16 protein-coding genes are annotated in these 19,229 nt (G+C 70.5%); 11 read left to right on the plus strand and 5 right to left on the minus strand.

Annotated features, from left to right (window positions below; genetic code table 11):
- The coding region (locus tag FV227_RS22570; protein ID WP_348643788.1) for a hypothetical protein at positions 1–545 on the plus strand (545 nt) is incomplete at its 5' end.
- A gap of 10 nt (positions 546–555) precedes the next feature.
- On the opposite strand, the gene FV227_RS22575 is transcribed toward FV227_RS22570, so the two are convergent.
- Entirely contained in the window at positions 556–1,344 is a 789-nt protein-coding gene (locus FV227_RS22575) for a MarC family protein (protein WP_147859953.1), read from the minus strand.
- A gap of 70 nt (positions 1,345–1,414) precedes the next feature.
- Positions 1,415–2,149, minus strand: coding sequence for a class I SAM-dependent methyltransferase (locus tag FV227_RS22580; RefSeq protein ID WP_147727163.1), 735 nt, complete (start codon positions 2,147–2,149; stop codon positions 1,415–1,417).
- Between the two features lie 189 nt (positions 2,150–2,338).
- On the opposite strand from FV227_RS22580, the gene gloB reads away from it, so the two are divergent.
- The 9 genes from gloB (at position 2,339) to lpdA (ending at position 14,383) form a co-directional block, all read left to right on the plus strand.
- On the plus strand, positions 2,339–3,115 hold the full coding sequence (gene gloB / locus FV227_RS22585; protein WP_147727162.1) for a hydroxyacylglutathione hydrolase: 777 nt from the start codon (positions 2,339–2,341) through the stop codon (positions 3,113–3,115).
- Between the two features lie 316 nt (positions 3,116–3,431).
- Positions 3,432–4,028 carry a TetR family transcriptional regulator gene (locus tag FV227_RS22590; RefSeq protein WP_243932769.1) on the plus strand — a complete coding sequence of 199 codons (597 nt, stop codon included), beginning with the start codon at positions 3,432–3,434 and terminating at the stop codon, positions 4,026–4,028.
- Positions 4,029–4,321: 293 nt separating this feature from the next.
- Positions 4,322–5,284: a malate dehydrogenase gene (gene mdh, locus FV227_RS22595; RefSeq protein ID WP_147727161.1), complete on the plus strand. Its 963-nt coding sequence runs from the start codon at positions 4,322–4,324 to the stop codon at positions 5,282–5,284.
- 111 nt (positions 5,285–5,395) lie between these two features.
- The gene (gene sucC / locus FV227_RS22600) at positions 5,396–6,592 is read left to right on the plus strand and encodes an ADP-forming succinate--CoA ligase subunit beta (RefSeq protein ID WP_147859954.1); all 1,197 of its coding nucleotides are present in this window, start codon (positions 5,396–5,398) and stop codon (positions 6,590–6,592) included.
- A gap of 6 nt (positions 6,593–6,598) precedes the next feature.
- On the plus strand, positions 6,599–7,483 hold the full coding sequence (gene sucD / locus FV227_RS22605) for a succinate--CoA ligase subunit alpha (RefSeq protein WP_147727159.1): 885 nt from the start codon (positions 6,599–6,601) through the stop codon (positions 7,481–7,483).
- Between the two features lie 215 nt (positions 7,484–7,698).
- Positions 7,699–10,698, plus strand: a complete 3,000-nt coding sequence (locus FV227_RS22610) for a 2-oxoglutarate dehydrogenase E1 component (protein ID WP_147727158.1) — start codon at positions 7,699–7,701, stop codon at positions 10,696–10,698.
- Positions 10,699–10,791: 93 nt separating this feature from the next.
- Positions 10,792–12,141 (plus strand): 2-oxoglutarate dehydrogenase complex dihydrolipoyllysine-residue succinyltransferase, encoded by a 1,350-nt coding sequence (gene odhB, locus FV227_RS22615; RefSeq protein ID WP_147859955.1) that lies wholly within the window; start codon positions 10,792–10,794, stop codon positions 12,139–12,141.
- 10 nt (positions 12,142–12,151) lie between these two features.
- The gene (locus FV227_RS22620; protein WP_147728743.1) at positions 12,152–12,904 is read left to right on the plus strand and encodes an SDR family oxidoreductase; all 753 of its coding nucleotides are present in this window, start codon (positions 12,152–12,154) and stop codon (positions 12,902–12,904) included.
- A gap of 75 nt (positions 12,905–12,979) precedes the next feature.
- Positions 12,980–14,383, plus strand: a complete 1,404-nt coding sequence (gene lpdA / locus FV227_RS22625; protein WP_147728742.1) for a dihydrolipoyl dehydrogenase — start codon at positions 12,980–12,982, stop codon at positions 14,381–14,383.
- A gap of 21 nt (positions 14,384–14,404) precedes the next feature.
- Here lpdA and FV227_RS22630 read toward each other — a convergent pair whose 3' ends face one another.
- The 3 genes from FV227_RS22630 to FV227_RS22640 all read right to left on the minus strand — a co-directional run bounded on the left by FV227_RS22630 (position 14,405) and on the right by FV227_RS22640 (position 18,374).
- A complete protein-coding gene (locus FV227_RS22630) occupies positions 14,405–15,283 on the minus strand; it encodes a response regulator (protein WP_147728741.1) in 879 nt (292 codons plus the stop codon).
- A 130-nt stretch (positions 15,284–15,413) separates the two neighbouring features.
- On the minus strand, positions 15,414–16,364 hold the full coding sequence (locus FV227_RS22635; RefSeq protein ID WP_187274905.1) for a tyrosine recombinase XerC: 951 nt from the start codon (positions 16,362–16,364) through the stop codon (positions 15,414–15,416).
- 117 nt (positions 16,365–16,481) lie between these two features.
- Positions 16,482–18,374, minus strand: coding sequence for a sigma 54-interacting transcriptional regulator (locus FV227_RS22640; RefSeq protein WP_147859957.1), 1,893 nt, complete (start codon positions 18,372–18,374; stop codon positions 16,482–16,484).
- Between the two features lie 231 nt (positions 18,375–18,605).
- On the opposite strand from FV227_RS22640, the gene cynS reads away from it, so the two are divergent.
- Positions 18,606–19,094, plus strand: a complete 489-nt coding sequence (cynS, locus tag FV227_RS22645) for a cyanase (RefSeq protein WP_147844587.1) — start codon at positions 18,606–18,608, stop codon at positions 19,092–19,094.
- The last annotated feature ends 135 nt before the right edge of the window (positions 19,095–19,229 follow it).

The following is a 19,229-nucleotide window of genomic DNA, read 5'->3' on the forward strand; positions in this document are numbered from 1 at the left end:
AACAGCACGACGTCGCCGAGTTCCTTCAGACCGGCGAGGTGCGCCAGCGTTCCGCCGATCTGGCCGGCGCCGTGCTGGTGGCGCGCGGGCCGGAGCCCGGGGGCATCGAGGACGTGTGGCTGCTGTTCGGCGCGCCCGACCGCGGCGCGGTGGACCTGCCGACCGTCTCGCGAAGCGCGGGCGACGCGCTCGCCTGCCCGCCCGGCCAGTGCCGCGCGGTCTCGGATCGCGTGCCGCCGGTGCTGCCGGTGCCGGGCGAGCGCCTGCGCGCCATCGTCGCCGCGGTGGCGGCCGAGGAGCCGCGCACCGAGCTGGCCTTCCAGGCCCGCTGGGCCGAGGAGGACCGCTACGTCGTCCGCTCGGAATGGCTGCGGCTGCCCGACACGGTCGCCGTCGCGATTCTCGGCGCCGGCGAGGGCCGATCGACCCTGGCCCTGTACGCCCGCCCGCAATTCGGGTTGCTCGATGCCGGCGGCAACCGGGCCCGCCTGGAGCGCTGGCTCGACCGGATCGAGGGTTTGGCGCGGGCCGAGGCCGCGCGGTGACGCGGGCGTCTCAGCGCGCGGCGAGCAGCGGCCCGAACACGTCGATCACCCCGTTGATGGTGATCTGGGTGCCGACGCAGAGTAGCAGGAACGCGAACAGCCGGCCGAGCACCCGCGCCCCGATCGGCCCGAGCAGGCTCACCACCCGGTCGGCGGAGGCGTAGATCAGCGCCACCGTGGCGGCGACGCCGAGCGCGGCCAGCGACACGCCGACGTAGAAGCCGAGCCGGTCGGCCATCACGGCCGGACGGTTCGAGCCGAGGGTGATCGCCACCGCGATGGTGCCCGGGCCGGTGGTGAAGGGCAGGGTCAGCGGGAAGAACGCGATCTCGGACAGGGGATCGACCGATCTCTGCCCATCCGCCGGCGGCTGGGCGGGAGCGGCGGCCGCCGCCGCTCGGGGCGCGGTCGGCGCCGCCGCTTGGCTTCCGGCTTGCGCTGCCGCTTGGGTCGCTCCTGGTCCCGTCGTCGAGGAGACCTCGGCCTGCTTGCGCGCCTCGCGGGCCTCCGGCCGGTTCAGCAGCCCCCAGGCGGAGGCGCCGACGACGAGCCCGCCCGCGATGCGGAGCGCGCCGAGCGACACGCCGAAGAAGTTGAGGATCGGCGCGCCGGCCCACAGCGCCGCCAGCATGATCAGCAGCGCGTATCCGCCGATCCGGCCGGCGAGCCAGACCCGGTCGTCGTGGCTGTGCCCCGCCGTCACCTGCGCGAAGATCAGCGCCCCGCCGAGCGGGTTGACGATCGAGAACAGGCTCGAGAGCGCGAGCAGGAACTGCTGGATGGCCGCTTCGACGCTCATGGTGTCTTCGCGATCTCCGTCGAGACGGGGTTGGGCCGGGCCGCCGGCGTCGGCGTGCGGAGCGTCGGGCTTAACCCGGCGCGGGCGCCGGCACGAGCACCCGCGCGGGCGCGAGGCGGCGGGCGCGGTGGACCTGCTGCACGGTGATCGGCCGGTAGAGCTGCTTGGTGGCGTGCACCACGTGGAGGCCGGCGAAGGGGAGCGAGAGGCCCGTCCCGACCCGCTCCCAGGCGGCGGCGGTCTGCAGCATCACCCGCGAGCGCAGCGGCGGCATGTACAGCGTCTCCGCCCAGTCCTCCGGCGAGAACAGCGTGTCGCGCATCAGCCGGCTCAGCTGCGAGCGGCTGTAGGGCTGGCCGTGCCCGAACGGCGTCGCGTCGCGCCGCGCCCAGACCCCGCGCCGGTTCGGCACGACGAGGATCATCCGCCCCCCCGGCGTCAGCGTGCGCCAGACCTCCCGGAGCAGTTCCGTCGGGCTCTCCACCGCCTCGAGCGCATGCACCAGGATCACCCGGTCGATCGCCGCATCCGGCAGCGGCATCATCGTCGGGTCGGCGAGCGCCGAGCACGAGCGGCCGGCGCCGGGCCAGTTCACCACCCCTTGCGTCGCCGGCATGAAGGCCAGCGTCCGCTCGGCGATGCAGTGAACCGGGCTCAGATAAGGCACCGCATAGCCGAGCCCGAGCACGCGCAGGCCGGAGACCGAGCCGAGGAAGCCGTGCAGGGTGCGGGCGACGATCCGGTGCGTCGTGACGCCCAGCGGCGTGGCGTAGAAGGCCCGCAGGTCGGTGACGTCGAGGCGCATGGGTCGGAGCTGGAGCGGCGTCGGGGAAGGCCGGCGTCCCGGCCCGATGGCGATTCAATGGGGCCGGGCACCCGCCGCGACAAGGCGCAGGCGGCGACTTGCAGGGCGACGCGCCGGGGAACCCCCCGGTTTCCGCATCCGTTCCCCGCCCGATACGGCCGGACCGGCCGCGAGCCCGGAGACGCGTTCATGGCCACGGCCCCCGAGATCCGTACCTTCCTGTGCCGCAGCGACAACATCGGCGTGCTCATCCGCGACCCCGCCACCGGCGCCTGCGCGGCGATCGACGTGCCGGAGGCGGCGCCGGTCCTGGCGATGCTGACGCAGACCGGCTGGCGGCTCACCGACATCCTGGTCACCCATCGCCACGGCGACCACATCGCGGGCATCCCGGAGGTCAAGCGCGCGACCGGCGCCCGCGTCACTGCCCCGGCCAAGGCCGGCCCGGCGATCCCCGACGTGGACCGCACCGTGTCGGAGGGCGACACCGTCCGGGTCGGCGACCTCTCGGCCGAGGTGTGGGAGACGCCGGGGCATTGCGCCGACCACGTCACCTACTGGTTCGCCGAGCCGGGAATCGTGTTCTCCGGCGACACCCTGTTCACCCTCGGCTGCGGCCGGGTGATGGAAAGCCCGCCCGAGACCCTGTGGCGGTCGCTCGAGCGGTTCCTGCCGCTGCCGGATGCGACACAAGTGTACAGCGGGCACGATTACGTGCTGTCGAACGCCCGCTTCGCGGTCGCAGCAGAGCCCGGCAACGCGGATCTGCACGGCCGCCTGCGCGAAGCGGAAGAGCTAAAATCCTCCGGCCGCTTCCTGGTTCCCTCTACGATGGCGGCGGAACGGGCGACCAACCCGTTCCTGCGAAGCGGCCTGCCGGCACTGAAGACGGCGGTGGGACTCGACGAAGCTGCTGACCCGTCAACGGTTTTTGTTGCACTGCGAGAATGGAAGAACCGCTTCTGACGCACAGGTTTTCAAGGAAATTTTGTTGCCTTCTCAAAGAGAAGTGAACATAGGACATTCGACAGGCGCTAAACCGTCTGATCGATAGGCTCCCGGAGGGAGGCTCGACGTCAACGGAAGCGTGTTCCCGCTTCTTTCGGTCAGATGGGGGTCCGTCTCGCCTTACCACCTCTCGTCCTCACGCCTCCCGCTTCCCTTCCTTCAACCGGATCCCGAGCCGCGTTCCGAAGAGCCCGCCGCCAAAGCGACGGCGACGGGACGGTCCCCGTCCGATGCGGACCGTCCGGCCCGCGCCCCCGCGGCCGCCCGATCCCGGGTGGCGCCGATCTCCGCCGACGTGCGGCTGCTCGGGATCGCCACCGAGCACCTGGCCCGGCTCGGCCCCAAGCGGGTCACCGTCGTCGCCGTCGCCGCCGAAGCCGGCATGACGCACGCCAACGTCTACCGCTACTTCCCCTCGAAGGACGCCCTGCTCGACGCCGTCGCCGGCCGCTGGCTGCGGGACATCGAGACCCGCCTGGCCGGCATCGCCGACGCGCCCGACCCGGCCGACGACAAGATCGAGCGGCTGCTGACCGCGCTCGCCGCCCTGCAGCGCGACGCGCTCCAGGACGAGCCGAACCTGTTCGCGGTCCATCTCGACGCCACGGTCGCCGCCAGGCCGATCGCCCGCCGCCACCGGGTCCGCCTGCGCAGCCTGGTCGAGCGGGTGATCGAGGAGGGGATGGCCACCGGCACCTTCTCGGCGCGCGACCGCGAGCGCGCCATCGCCTACATCTTCGATGCGAGCTACCGCTTCACCCATCCCCTGGCGATCCAGCACGACGCCGAGGTGCCGCGCGATCTGGTCGACGCCCGCTTCGGCGCGGTGATTCACGCGATCCAGCGGGTGCTGCGCGCGGGTATCCTCTGAGCGGAATGACAGGTTCAAAAAGTTGTCATAGCGCCGATCCCGAATTGGCAATCTCCTCCTAAAGCCCTCGAAAAGCTTAGCTTTTCGAGGGCTTTGTTTTGTGCGCCGCACATCCGCCCTGGCCCGAACCCTGCTTGGGCGATCTGCGTCGGGTTGATGGGGCGGTGCTTTTCGGCCACACAGCCGCGCAGGAAAACCGGTCGCGTCGGGCGGCGCCTCGGACGGACTTTCGACCCCCGAGTCGTCGACGCGCTCGCCTCACCCTTTCACGCTAAGCTGGAGACGTCTCGGACATGGCACGCAGCAAGATCGCGCTCATCGGCGCCGGCCAGATCGGCGGAACGCTGGCGCACCTCGCCGGTCTGAAGGAACTCGGCGACGTCGTGCTGTTCGACATCGTCGACGGCGTGCCGCAGGGCAAGGCGCTCGACATCGCCGAATCGGCCCCGGTCGACGGCTTCGACGCGAAGTATTCGGGTGCGAGCGACTATTCGGCGATCAAGGGCGCCGACGTGGTGATCGTCACCGCCGGCGTGCCGCGCAAGCCCGGCATGAGCCGCGACGACCTGATCGGGATCAACCTGAAGGTCATGGAGGCCGTCGGCACCGGCATCAAGGAGAACGCGCCGGACGCGTTCGTGATCTGCATCACCAACCCGCTCGACGCCATGGTTTGGGCGCTGCAGAAGTTCTCGGGCCTGCCGACGAACAAGGTCGTCGGCATGGCCGGCGTGCTCGACTCGGCCCGCTTCCGCCACTTCCTGGCCGAGGAGTTCAAGGTCTCGGTCGAGGACGTCACCGCCTTCGTGCTCGGCGGCCACGGCGACGACATGGTGCCGCTCACTCGCTACTCGACGGTCGCCGGTGTGCCGCTGACCGACCTGGTCAAGCTCGGCTGGACCACCCAGGAGAAGCTCGACGCCATGGTCGAGCGGACCCGCAAGGGTGGCGGCGAGATCGTCAACCTGCTGAAGACCGGCTCGGCCTTCTACGCGCCGGCGGCCTCCGCCATCGCGATGGCCGAGAGCTACCTCAAGGACAAGAAGCGGGTCCTGCCCTGCGCCGCCTACCTCGACGGCCAGTACGGCATCTCCGGCATGTATGTCGGCGTGCCCGTCGTGATCGGCGAGAACGGCGTCGAGCGCGTGCTCGAGGTGACCTTCGACGCGGCCGAGAAGGCGATGTTCGAGAAGTCGGTCGGCGCGGTGAACACGCTGATCGAGGCCTGCAAGGGCGTGAACCCGGCGCTCGCCTAAAAACATTGGGCGAATAGCGAATAGGGGCTAGCGAAGACAGAGCCACGTGCTCTCTGCTGCCCCGGCTCGCTATTCGCCATTCGCCACTCCCTATTCGCCTGCGGAGCGCACATGAACATCCATGAATACCAAGCCAAGGCGGTGCTGAAGGAGTTCGGCCTGCCCGTCTCCAAGGGCGTCGCGATCTTCAGGCCCGAGGAGGCGGAAGCCGCCGCGCGCGAGCTCGGCGGCCCGGTCTGGGTGGTGAAGTCGCAGATCCACGCGGGCGGGCGCGGCAAGGGCACCTTCAAGGGCGCGCCGGCCGGGGCCAAGGGCGGCGTGCGCGTCACCAAGTCGATCGACGAGGTGAAGCAGTTCGCCGGCGAGATGCTCGGCCAGACGCTGGTCACGATCCAGACCGGCGAGGCCGGCAAGCAGGTCAACCGGCTCTACATCGAGGAAGGCGCGCAGATCGCCGCCGAGTTCTACCTGTCGATGCTGGTCGACCGCGAGACCGGGCAGGTCGCCTTCGTCGTCTCGACCGAGGGCGGCATGGACATCGAGACGGTGGCCCACGACACCCCCGAGAAGATCGTCACCTTCTCGGTCGACCCGGCCACCGGCATCATGCCTCATCACGGCCGCGCCGTCGCCAAGGCGCTGGGGCTCGCCGGCCCGCAGGCGAAGGAAGCGGGCGAGCTCACCGCCAAGCTCTACGCGGCCTTCACGGCCAAGGACATGAGCATGCTTGAGATCAACCCGCTGGTGCTGACCGGCGACGGCCATCTCAAGTGCCTCGACGCCAAGATCTCGTTCGACTCGAACGCGCTCTACCGCCACCCCGACATCGTCGCGCTCCGCGACGAGACCGAGGAGGACGCCAAGGAGATCGAGGCCTCGAAGTACGACCTCGCCTACATCGCGCTCGACGGCACGATCGGCTGCATGGTCAACGGCGCCGGCCTCGCCATGGCGACGCTCGACATCATCAAGCTCTACGGCGAGGAGCCGGCGAACTTCCTCGACGTCGGCGGCGGCGCGACCGAGGAGAAGGTCACCGCGGCCTTCAAGATCATCACCGCCGACCCGCAGGTGAAGGGCATCCTCGTCAACATCTTCGGCGGGATCATGAAGTGCGACGTCATCGCCCGCGGCGTGATCGCGGCGGTGAAGACGGTGGGCCTGGAGGTGCCGCTCGTCGTGCGCCTCGAGGGCACCAACGTCGAGGAAGGCAAGGCGATCATCAGCGGCTCGGGGCTCAACGTGATCCCGGCGGACGATCTCGACGCCGCCGCGCAGAAGATCGTCGCCGCCGTGAAGAAGGGCTGAAGCGTTATGTCCATCCTCATCGACGCGAACACCAAGGTCATCTGCCAGGGCTTCACCGGCAAGAACGGGACCTTCCATTCCGAGCAGGCGCTGGCCTACGGCACCAAGATGGTCGGCGGCACCTCGCCCGGCAAAGGCGGCTCCAAGCACCTCAACCTGCCGGTCTTCGACACGGTCGGCGAGGCCCGCGAGGCCACCGGCGCGACCGCGTCCGTGGTCTACGTGCCGCCGCCGGGCGCGGCCGACGCGATCTGCGAGGCGATCGCGGCCGAGATGCCGCTGATCGTCTGCATCACGGAAGGCATCCCGGTGCTCGACATGGTGCGGGTCAAGCGTGCGCTGATCGGCTCGAAGTCGCGCCTCATCGGGCCGAACTGCCCCGGTGTCGTCACCGCCGGCGAATCGAAGATCGGCATCATGCCGGCCAACATCTTCAAGCCGGGCTCGGTCGGCATCGTCTCGCGCTCCGGCACGCTGACCTACGAGGCGGTGTTCCAGACCTCGACCGCCGGCCTCGGCCAGACCACCGCGGTCGGCATCGGCGGCGACCCGGTGAAGGGCACCGAGTTCATCGACATGCTCGAGATGTTCCTCGCCGACGAGAAGACGACGTCGATCGTGATGATCGGCGAGATCGGCGGCTCGGCCGAGGAGGAGGCGGCGCAGTTCCTGGCCGACGAGGCCAAGCGCGGCCGCAAGAAGCCGATGGTCGGCTTCATCGCCGGCCGCACCGCGCCTCCGGGCCGCCGCATGGGCCATGCCGGCGCGATCATCTCCGGCGGCAAGGGCGGCGCCGAGGACAAGATCGCGGCAATGGAGGCCGCGGGCATCCGCGTCTCGCCGTCGCCGGCGCGCCTCGGCTCGACGCTGGTCGAGGTCCTGAAGGGCTGAAACCGAGTGACAGCCGCGCGCGTATGACCCGCGCGCGGCTGTGTTGCAGCGCACGCAAGCCGGTGACGCCCATATGATGGGCGACGGAGCGCCCGCTTCGTGCGCCCACAGGAATCGCAGCGCGGCCCGCGCCTTCCGCTCGCGGAGGCGCCTCCCGCGCGATGACGCGGCTCATCCGCACCGGCGGAGGGCCCGAAGGACAGGATGACCCGCCGATGGCACGCCAGGACGTGAACGAAGCGCTGCTGGAAACCTCGTTCCTCTACGGCGGCAACGCCGCCTACATCGAGGAATTGCAGGCGGCCTACGCCCGCAACCCGGCTTCGGTCGACCCCGAGTGGCAGAGCTTCTTCAAGGGGCTCGGCGAGGACGAGACCCTGGTCGAGAAGAACGCGGCCGGCGCCTCGTGGACCAAGCCGAACTGGCCGGTGCCGGCCAACGGCGAGATCGTCTCGGCGCTCGACGGCAACTGGGCGACCCTGGAGAAGGCGGTCGGCGAGAGGATCCTCGCCAAGGGCGCGGAGAAGGGCGAGCAGAGGCCCGGCAAGCCCGCCGACGGCCTCGCCGTCACCGGCAAGACCGGCGTCTCGGTCGAGCAGGCGACCAAGGATTCGGTTCGCGCGATCATGCTGATCCGCTCGTACCGCATGCGCGGCCACCTGCACGCCAAGCTCGACCCGCTCGGGCTGGCCCCCCGCGGCGACCACGAGGAACTGCATCCGCAGCATTACGGCTTCCTCGAATCCGACTGGGACCGGCCGATCTTCCTCGACAACGTGCTCGGGCTGGAATTCGCCACGATCCGCGAGATCGTCGCGATCCTGGAGCGGACCTACTGCCAGACCCTCGGCGTCGAGTTCATGCACATCTCCGATCCTGAGGAGAAGGCGTGGCTGCAGGAGCGCATCGAGGGCAAGGACAAGGAGATCTCGTTCACCCCCGAAGGGCGCCGCGCGATCCTCAACAAGCTGATCGAGGCCGAGGGCTTCGAGAAGTTCCTCGACCTCAAGTACACCGGCACCAAGCGCTTCGGCCTCGACGGCTCGGAGGCGATGATCCCGGCGCTCGAGCAGATCATCAAGCGCGGCGGCGCGCTCGGCGTGCGCGAGATCGTGCTCGGCATGGCCCACCGTGGGCGCCTCAACGTGCTCACCAACGTGATGGCAAAGCCGTTCCGTGCGGTGTTCAACGAGTTCAAGGGCGGCTCAGCCTCGCCGGCCGAGGTCGAGGGCTCGGGCGACGTGAAGTACCATCTCGGTGCCTCGTCCGACCGCGCCTTCGACGGCAACAACGTCCACCTGTCGCTCACCGCCAACCCGTCGCACCTCGAGATCGTCGATCCCGTGGTGCTCGGAAAGGTCCGCGCCAAGCAGGACCAGCGCGCCAAGCCGAACGTCGTGCGCGCCAGCGTGATGCCGCTCCTGATCCACGGCGACGCGGCCTTCGCCGGCCAGGGCGTGGTCGCCGAGTGCCTCGGGCTGTCGGGCCTGAAGGGCCACCGCACCGGCGGCTCGATCCACTTCATCATCAACAACCAGATCGGCTTCACCACCGATCCGCGCTTCTCGCGCTCCTCGCCGTACCCGTCCGACGTGGCGAAGATGGTCGAGGCGCCGATCTTCCATTGCAACGGCGACGACCCGGAGGCGGTGACCTTCGCCACCAAGGTCGCGGTCGAGTACCGCCAGAAGTTCGGCAAGCCGGTCGTGATCGACATGCTGTGCTACCGCCGCTTCGGCCACAACGAGGGCGACGAGCCGGCCTTCACCCAGCCGAAGATGTACCAGCGCATCCGCAAGCACACCTCGGTGCTGGAGAGCTACGCGCGCAAGCTGATCGAGAACGGCACCCTGAGCCAGGAGGCCTACGACGCCCGAAAGGCCGAGTTCCGGGCGATGCTCGACGCCGAGCTCGAGGTCGCCGGCACCTACAAGGCCAACAAGGCCGACTGGCTCGACGGGCGCTGGTCCGGCTTCAAGGCCGTGCACGAGGACGTGGACGACCCGCGCCGCGGCCGCACCGGCGTGCCGGTCGAGACCCTGCGCGAGATCGCGCAGAAGATCACCCAGGCGCCCCCCGGCTTCCACCTGCACCGCACGATCCAGCGCTTCATGGACAACCGCGCCAAGGCGGTGGAGACCGGCGTCGGCATCGACTGGGCGACCGCCGAGGCCCTGGCCTTCGGCGCGACCATGCTCGACGGCAACCGCGTCCGGCTCTCGGGCCAGGACGTCGAGCGCGGCACCTTCTCGCAGCGCCACGCCGTGGTGATCGACCAGGAGAACGAGCAGCGCTTCACGCCCCTCAACGCCATCCGCGAGGGCCAGGCGCCGCTGGAGGTGATCAACTCGATGCTGTCCGAGGAGGCGGTGCTCGGCTTCGAGTACGGCTACTCGGCGGCCGAGCCGAACGCGCTCGTGCTGTGGGAGGCGCAGTTCGGCGACTTCGCCAACGGCGCGCAGGTGGTGATCGACCAGTTCATCGCGTCCGGCGAGCGCAAGTGGCTGCGCATGTCCGGCCTCGTGATGCTGCTGCCCCACGGCTACGAGGGGCAGGGGCCGGAGCACTCCTCCGCCCGCCTGGAGCGCTACCTCCAGAGCTGCGCCGAGGACAACATGCAGGTCGCCAACTGCTCGACGCCGGCGAACTACTTCCACATCCTGCGCCGGCAGCTGAAGCGCGACTTCCGCAAGCCGCTGATCCTGATGACGCCGAAGTCGCTGCTGCGCCACAAGCGGGCGGTGTCGACGATCGAGATGATCGCCGAGGGGTCGAGCTTCCACCGCATCCTGTGGGACGACGCCGAGCACGACGAGAGCGGGGTCAAGCTCGTCCGCGACGACAAGGTCCGCCGCGTCGTGCTGTGCTCGGGCAAGGTCTACTACGACCTGTTCGAGGAGCGCGAGAAGCGCGGCGTCAACGACGTCTACCTGCTGCGCGTCGAGCAGCTCTACCCATTCCCGCTCAAGGCGTTGGCCAACGAGATGGGCCGCTTCCGCAATGCCGAGGTGGTGTGGTGCCAGGAGGAGCCCAAGAACATGGGCGCCTGGGCCTTCGTCGAGCCCTACCTCGAATGGGTGCTCGGCCAGGCCGGCTCCGCGGTGAAGCGCGCCCGCTACGTCGGCCGCCCGGCCTCGGCCTCGACCGCCGTGGGGCAGATGTCGAAGCACCAGGCCCAGCTGCAGGCCTTCCTCAACGAGGCCCTCGCGGTCTGAATGTCCTCACCTATGGCGGCGGCTCTCCGGGGCCGCCGCTCACCCTTCCCGGCCGTCCGGTACGGCCCAACCGATCCGGCATGAGCTGACACAATGGCAACCGACATCCTCGTCCCGACGCTCGGCGAATCCGTCAGCGAGGCCACCATCGGCCGCTGGTTCAAGAAGCCGGGCGACACGGTCGCGGCCGACGAGCCCCTGGTCGAGCTCGAGACCGACAAGGTGACCCTCGAGGTCAACGCCCCCGCCGCCGGCGAGCTCGGCGAGATCCTGGTCAAGGACGGCGAGACGGTGGAGCCGGGCGCGCTGCTCGGCTCGATCGTCGAGGCGAGCGGCGGCGGCGCCAAGCCCGCGCCCAAGGAGGCCGCGCCCAAGGAGGCCGCGCCGAAGAAGGAGGCCGAGGCCAAGTCCGAGAGCCGCAGCGAGGCGCCGAAGGCGTCCGCCCCCGATGCCAAGGCGGTCGAGGAGGCCCCGGCCAAGGAATCGGCCGCCGGCTACGGCAACCACGGCGACGCGGCGCCCCCGGCCGCCCGCCCCTCCGACGACAACGGCCCGGCGGTCGGCAAGCTGTCGCGGGAATCGGGCATCGACCCGTCGAGCGTCAACGGCAGCGGCAGGGACGGCCGCGTGACCAAGGGCGACATGCTCGGCGCGATCGCGAAGCGGCCCGCGCAGGCGGCTCCCGCCCCGGCCAAGGAGGCGCGCCCGACGCCGCCGCGCCCGGCCTCGAAGCCGGACGACGCCGCCCGCGAGGAGCGGGTGCGGATGACCAAGCTGCGCCAGACCATCGCTCGCCGCCTCAAGGACGCGCAGGACACCGCCGCGATGCTCACCACGTTCAACGACGTGGACATGGGCGCGGTGATGGCGCTGCGCGCGCAGTACAAGGACGTCTTCGAGAAGAAGCACGGCACGAAGCTCGGCTTCATGGGCTTCTTCACCAAGGCGGTGATCGGGGCGCTCAAGGACGTGCCGGCGGTCAACGCCGAGATCGACGGGCAGGACCTCGTCTACAAGAACTACTACCACATCGGCATCGCCGTCGGGACCGACAAGGGTCTCGTCGTGCCGGTGGTGCGCAACGCCGACGACCTCTCGATCGCCGGCATCGAGAAGACGATCTCGGGCTTCGGCCGCAAGGCCCGGGACGGCAAGCTCTCGATCGACGAGATGCAGGGCGGCACCTTCACCATCACCAACGGCGGCATCTACGGCTCGCTGATGTCGACCCCGATCCTCAACGCGCCGCAATCGGGCATCCTCGGGATGCACCGCATCGAGGAGCGCCCGGTGGTCCGCAACGGCAAGATCGAGGCGCGGCCGATGATGTATCTCGCCCTCTCCTACGATCACCGCATCGTCGACGGGAAGGAGGCCGTGACCTTCCTGGTGCGGGTGAAGGAGGCGCTGGAGGATCCGGCGCGGCTCGTCCTGGATCTGTAAGGCCGGCGCGATGCTCACCCCCGATGCCGTCGCGGTCGTCACCGGCGGCGGCCGCGGCATCGGCCGTGCGGTATCCCTGCTCGCGGCGCGGCACGGCTATCGCGTCTGCCTGAGCTACGTCTCCGACGCGGCCGCGGCCGCCTCGGTGGTCGCGGCGATCGAAGCCGAGGGCGGCCAGGCCGTCGCGGTGCGCTGCGACGTGGCGGAGGAGGCCGACGTGATCACCCTGTTCGCGGCGGCCGACCGTCTCGGCACCGTCACGGCGCTGGTCAACAATGCCGGGGTGGTCGATCTCTCCGCGCCCGTGTCCGAGATGAGCGCCGCCCGGCTCCACCGGATGATGGCGACCAACGTCGTCGGCAGCTTCCTCTGCGCCCGCGAGGCGGTGCGGCGGATGTCGACGAAGCAGGGCGGCCGGGGCGGGGCCGTCGTCAACGTCTCGTCGATCGCGGCGCGCCTCGGCGGGGCCGGGCAGTTCGTCGACTACGCCGCCTCGAAGGGAGCGATCGACAGCTTCACGATCGGCCTCGCCCGCGAGGTGGCCGATGCCGGCATCCGGGTGAACGCCGTGGCGCCCGGTATCATCGACACCGAGATCCATGCCAGCGGCGGCACGCCCGACAAGGTGGCGGCGATGGGACCGGGCGTGCCGATGAGGCGCGCCGGCACCGCCGACGAAGTCGCCGCCCCGGTGCTCTGGCTGCTCTCCGACGAGGCGGCCTACACCACCGGCGCCATCCTCGACGTCTCGGGCGGTCGGTGATCCCCGGCAACGAATGAATCCGGCGGCGACCCGCCACGGCGGTCGCCGCACGCGCATGCAGGAACGAACAGAACCATGAGCACCTACGATCTCGTCGTCATCGGCACCGGCCCCGGCGGCTATGTCTGCGCCATCCGCGCCGCGCAGCTGGGCCTGCGCACCGCCGTCGTCGAGAAGCGCGCGACCCATGGCGGCACCTGCCTGAACGTCGGCTGCATCCCGTCGAAGGCGCTGCTGCACGCCTCCGAGGCGTTCGAGGAGGCGACCAAGCACTTTCCCGATCTCGGCATCGAGGTCGGCACGCCGAAGCTCGACCTCGCCAAGATGCAGGGGTTCAAGCAGAGCGGCGTCGACGGCAACACCAAGGGCGTCGAGTTCCTGCTGAAGAAGAACAAGGTCGACACCATCCGCGGCACCGGCAGGATCGCCGGCGCCGGCCGCGTCGAGGTCACGTCGGAGGACGGCGGAAACCAGATGCTGGAGACCAAGAACATCGTCATCGCCACCGGCTCGGACGTGACGCGCCTGCCCGGCGTCGAGATCGACGAGAAGACCGTGGTCTCCTCCACCGGCGCGCTCGAGCTCGCGGCGGTGCCGAAGAAGCTCCTGGTGATCGGCGCGGGCGTGATCGGCCTCGAGCTCGGCTCGGTCTGGCGCCGGCTCGGGGCCGAGGTCACCGTGGTCGAGTATCTCGACCGGGTGCTGCCGGGGATGGACGGCGAGGTCGGCAAGCAGTTCCAGCGGATCATGTCCAAGCAGGGCATCGCCTTCAAGCTCTCGACCAAGGTCACCGGCGTGGCGACCGGCGCGGGCGGCGCGACCGTCACCGTCGAGCCGGCGGCGGGCGGCGAATCCGAGACGCTTCAGGCCGACGTGGTGCTCGTGGCGATCGGGCGGGTGCCCTACACCGAGGGGCTCGGCCTCGAGGGCGTCGGCGTCGGGCTCGACAACAAGGGCCGGATCCAGACCGACAGCCACTACGCCACCAACGTCACCGGCATCTACGCGATCGGCGACGTGATCGCCGGGCCGATGCTCGCGCACAAGGCCGAGGACGAGGGCGTCGCGGTGGCCGAGATCCTGGCCGGCCAGTCCGGCCACGTGAACTACGCGGTGATCCCGAACGTGGTCTACACCTATCCGGAGGTCGCCTCGGTGGGGAAGACCGAAGAGGAGCTGAAGAAGGACGGCATCGCCTACAACGCGGGCAAGTTCCCCTTCACCGCCAACGGGCGGGCCAAGGCCAACGGCACCACCGAGGGCTTCGTGAAGGTGCTGGCCGACGCCGCGAGCGACCGGGTGCTCGGCGTCCACATCGTCGGCGCCGATGCCGGCAACCTCATCGCCGAGGTGGCGGTGGCGATGGAGTTCGGGGCGTCGGCCGAGGACATCGCCCGCACCTGCCACGCCCACCCGACCCTGACGGAAGCGGTGAAGGAGGCCGCGCTCGCGGTCGGGAAGCGCGCGATCCACGTCTGAGGACGCGGCCGCGCCCGTCGCTCAGGCCGAGCGGCGGGCCGGGGCGAGGGCGGCGATGCGCAGGAGGGCGGTCGGGGCCGGCGGCGCGGTGATCGCGTTCAACAGGTACGGCCGCCGCAGACCGAGCGCGTGGTGGAGCGTGAGGTCGATGTCGCGGGCGTGGAACGGCATCTTCAGGACGAAGGTGGCGCCGAAGTAGCGGGCGGCCTGGGCGATCGGCTCGGGATCGCCGCTGGTCAGCATCGTGAGGCGCGTCGTCAGGTTTAGGGTCTGAACCTGGCAGGCGAGCTCGAGGCCGTCGGTCCCGTTGAGCTTCACGTCGACGAAGGCGAGCGGGTAGGCGTCGGTCTTCAGGAGCTTCAGGGCGTGCCGGCCGCAATCCGTCTCGTCGATCTCGAGGGCGAAGCCGCTGCGCGCCAGCACCCGCCCGATCGCCGCGCGCGCCGCGTCCGACGAGGAGGCGAGCAGGATGCGCGTCGGCTGCCGGCGCCGGGTGTCGGCGTGCAGCAGGCTCTCGATGTGGGCGGTGTCGAGGGGCACCTTCAGCACCTCGTAGGCGCCGAGCGAGACCGCGAGTTCCTGCCACTGCGCGAAGACGCGGGCGGCGATCAGCACGAGGCAGGGCAGGGTGGCGCCGCGCTTGCGCGCCACCGCCACCGCTTCCGGGCCGCTCACCCCTTCGAGCTGGAGGCCGACGAAGGCCAGGGCCGGCTTGTGCGCGAGGGCGAGATCGATCAGCGCCTCGCCCGAGGCCGTTTGCACGATCACGGCCCTGGGATCGAAGTGCGACACCACCGCGGCGAGTTCGGCCCGGCGTCCCGCGTCGCGATCGGCGATGAGGACGGTGCCGGCTTGCGGGGGCCGGACCGCGCTTCCGATATCGGCGTGTTCGCCCGCCATGGTTCCTGTCCAGTCCGATCCTATGACAAGAGAAATAGCGCTCAAATCTCTCGGCAAGCTTAATGGCTGGCCGAACCGGCTATTTGCTCTGTCTAGTGTGTCAACGTGTCATCTCAATGCACGTCGCGTGTCACGCCCCCGTCGGCACGGCACGGCCGGCGCGCGGATGGGTGGCGTCGAAGGCGCTCATCAGGCGGGCCGCGTCGACCTTGGTGTAGAGCTGCGTCGTCGAGAGCGAGGCGTGGCCGAGCAGCTCCTGGATCGCGCGCAGCTCGCCCTGCCGCGCCAGGAGATGCGTCGCGAAGGAGTGCCGCAGGGCGTGCGGCGTGGCGCTGTCGGGCAGCCCGAGAGCGCCGCGGGCGCGGGCGACGACGTACTGGATGATCCGCGGCGAGAGCGGGCCGCCGCGGGCGCCGACGAAGAGCGGCCCCTCCGGCGGCAGCGGGTGCGGGCAGGCGGCGAGGTAGGCGGCGACCGCCTCGGCCACCACCGGCAGCACCGGGACCATCCGCTGCTTCGCGCCCTTGCCCAGCACCGTCACCGCGTCGATGCCGGGCACCGGGGCATCGCGCCGCGCCAGCCCCAGCGCCTCCGAGATGCGCAGGCCCGCGCCGTACAGCAGCGCGAGCACCGCCGCGTCGCGCAGCAGGATCCAAGGGTCGCGGTCCTCGTCGGCGCGCAGCGACACGTCGGTGAGGGCGCGGGCGGCCGCCACCGGCAGCGGACGCGGCAGGCGCCGCTCCATTTTGGGCGAGCGCACGGCGCCGAGCGCCGCCACGGTGCCGTGACCCTCGCGCTCGAGGTGCTTGGCGAAGGAGCGCAGGCCGGCCAGGGCCCGCATCAGCGAGCGGCCGCCGACCTCGTTGGCCCGCCGCGCGGCCATGAAGGCGCGGACGTCGCGCGGCTTCAACGCGACGATCGCGGGGATCGTCGGCGTGCCGGTGCGGGCGTCGAGATGGGCGAGGAACTGGCGCAGGTCGCGCTCGTAGGCCTCCACCGTGTTGGCGGACATCCGCCGCTCGGCCGCGAGGCTGAGGCCCCAGGCGCGGGCGGCGGCAAGGAGGGCGGCATCGCCCGGCATCGCGGGAAGGACGGAGCCCGACGCGGGAGCGGAAGTCGGCATCGGGTCTTCCTCGCGGAGCGCGCCCGCGTCGAGCGCGCGAGCCGGTCACTGGACGCCCGCGCGGTTGCCCGGCGGTTAACGGGTCTTCTCGATCCCCATCGCCTTGATGCGCGAGGCCAACGTCGTCGGGCGCAGCCCCATGAGCTCGGCGGCGCCGCCGGGGCCGAACACCTTGCCGCCGGTGAGCGAAAGGGCGGCGGCGATCTCGGCGCGGTCGCGGGCGCGGCGGTCGGCCTCCTTCGGCGGCCGGTCGGCGGGAAGCGCCGGCGGCGTCGCGTCGACGGGGCCCGCGGGATCGGGCCGTTCGGATTCGCGCCGTTCGGATTCGGGCAGGTCGAAGCGCAGGCGGCCGCGGACGGCGAGGATGGCGGCGCGCTCGATCACGTTCTCCAGCTCGCGCACGTTGCCGGGCCAGGCGTAGCGGGCGAGCCGGCGCACGTCGCCCTCGGTCAGCCGCGGCTCGGGGATGTTCAGGCGGCGTGCGGCCCCCGTCAGGACGTGCTGGGCGATCGGCGCGATGTCCTCGGGGCGCTCGCGGAGCGGGCTCGCGGCCAGCGGGAAGACGTTGAGGCGGAAGTACAGGTCCTCGCGGAACCGGCCGCGGCGCACCTCCTCCCGCAGGTCGCGGTTGGTGGCGGCGACGAGGCGGATGTCGACGGCGCGCGTGCGCTCCTCGCCGACGCGCTCGAACGAGCGCTCCTGCAGCACCCGCAGCAGCTTGCCCTGGAGATCGAGCGGGATCTCGCCGACCTCGTCGAGGAACAGCGTGCCGCCGTCGGCGAGTTCGAAGCGCCCGACGCGATCGCGCAGCGCACCGGTGAACGCGCCGCGGGCATGGCCGAAGAACTCGCTCTCGAACAGCTCGCGCGGCACCGCGGCGCAGTTCACGCGGATCATCGGCCGGTCGCGCCGCCGGCTGGCCTCGTGGATCGCGCGGGCGATCAGCTCCTTGCCGGTGCCGGACTCGCCGGTGATCAGCACGGTGGCGTCGGTGCCGGCCACGAGGTCGATCTGGCGCAACGTCGCCGCGATGGCGGGGGAACGGCCGATGATGCCCTGGTGGTGGCGCTCCAGCCGGATTTCCTCCTTCAGGTAGGCGTTCTCCAGCTCCAGCCGCTCGCGCAGGGAATCGACCTCGGCGAGCGCGCTGCGCAGCCGTTCCTCGGCCTCGCGCCGCTGGCTGATGTCGCGGAACACGATGACGGCGCCGAGCAGACGCCCGCGATCCCGGATCGGCGTCGAGGTGTACGCCACCGGGAACGCGGTGCCGTCGCGCCGCCAGAACACCTCGTCGTCGACCTGGCGCACCGCGCCGTCGCGGAAGGCCGCGTAGATCGGGCAGTCGCGGTGCGGGTAATGCGCGCCGTCGGAGCGGGTGTGGTGCACGGTGGCGTGCATGTCCTTGCCGACGAGGTCGGCGGCCCGCCAGCCGAGCATGCGCTCGGCGGCCGGGTTGACGAAGGTGGTCGCCCCATCGGCGTTGACGCCGTAGATGCCCTCGCCGGCGGCCCGCAGGATCAGCTGGTTCCCGCGCTCGATGTCGCGGAAGATGCGCTCCATCCGCTGCCACTCGGCGATGCCGGCGCGCATGTGGTCGTCGGCCTGCCCGTCGACCGCCCGCCGACGGCGCGCCTCGAGATCGGAGAGCGTCAGGAGAAGCCGCAGCGGGTCGCCCGCGAGCGGGCTCGCGGCGTATTCGAGGCGCAGCCCGCGGCCGTCCGCGTGGCGCGGCTCCAGCGTCCGCGACCACCATTGCCCCTTGGCGAAGGCGCCCTGCGTGAACACCACCAGCGCGGGCCGCTGGCCCGGATGCAGCGCGCTCGCCGTGATCCTGCGGAGCGCCGCGCGGTCGTAGCCGAGCAGGCGCGCCGCGGCCGGGTTGGCGTCGACGATCCGGTCGGCCTCGGGCTCCAGCACCAGCATCGCCTCCCGGTGCTGCTCGAAGACCGGCCCGAAATCCTCGATCATGTCGGCCCCAACGCACCCGTCTCGCTACGAGACTTCGTGGTCATACCACGAGATCTCGTCGGGCACGAGATCTCGTAGCTGATCATCCTTAGGCCAAGTCGCTGCTCCCGCGGCGGTTCTTCGCAACGACCCAGCTGGCACATCGCTTGCGCAAGCCTCGCTCGAGCGCGCCCCGCCGGCAGACCACGCGGCGGGGCGCGACCGATCTCACAACCTGCCGGAGTGCCGACCATGAAGCGCGAAGACCTCACCGAGAAGCTCCTCGACATCAAGCGCGACAAGGGCTGGACCTGGAAGTACATCCAGGACGAGATCGGCGGGCTCTCGCCGATCCTGATCACCGCCGCCTGCATGGGCCAGATGAAGCTGCCGAAGGCGCAGGCCGCCAAGGCCGCCGCGCTGTTCGGGCTCACCGAATCCGAGGAGCGGATGCTCAACGAGGCGCCCTATCGCGGCTCGATCCCGTCGATGCCGCCGACCGATCCGCTGATCTACCGCTTCTACGAGCTGGTGATGGTCTACGGCACCACCTTCAAGGAACTGATCCAGGAGGAGTTCGGCGACGGCATCATGTCGGCGATCGACTTCAACATGACCATGGAGCGCGAGGCCAACAACAAGGGCGACCGCGTGAAGCTCGGCATGTCCGGCAAGTTCCTGCCGTACAAGTATTACGGCAGCGAGGACGGCGTGCCGGAATACGGCTTCAAGGAGGGCTGAGCCGGGCCGGGCGAGGCGGCTGCCGCCGCCCCTTGCCGCTTCGGCCGGTTTCCACCCTGTCTCTTAAAAAAAAATAACCATGCCCACGAAAAACCTTTTGTACAAGACGTTGGGCGCCGATAAATTAAAAAAAAA

Origin of the sequence: Methylobacterium sp. WL119 (assembly GCF_008039875.1) — a bacterium.
GTDB lineage: Bacteria > Pseudomonadota > Alphaproteobacteria > Rhizobiales > Beijerinckiaceae > Methylobacterium.